The following is a 225-nucleotide window of genomic DNA, read 5'->3' as shown; positions in this document are numbered from 1 at the left end:
ACCGTCGGGGCGATCATCACCCGGGTGTCGGCCGACATCGATGCCCGGGTCGACCGGCTGGCGGGGTTGCGGCGGATCGGGATCGACGAGATCTCCTTCCGGCGCGGTCAGCGTTACCTGACCGCGGTGGTGGATCACGACACCCGTCGGCTGGTCTGGCTCGGTGAAGGCCGCACCAAAGCGACCTTGGAAGCATTTTTCGATCAGCTCGGCCACGAGCGTGCC

Annotated in this window: 1 protein-coding gene; it reads left to right on the top strand. The window is 67.1% G+C overall.

The annotated features are described in order from the left end of the window. Window positions 1–225 (top strand): transposase (locus QQ657_RS56560; protein ID WP_284750758.1); only part of this gene is annotated, 225 nt, incomplete at both ends.

It is taken from the genome of Amycolatopsis ponsaeliensis (genome assembly GCF_030182635.1).
GTDB lineage: Bacteria > Actinomycetota > Actinomycetes > Mycobacteriales > Pseudonocardiaceae > Amycolatopsis > Amycolatopsis ponsaeliensis.
The sequence above is the reverse complement of the archived record's forward strand: the minus strand, read 5'-3'. Positions and strand labels throughout refer to the sequence as shown.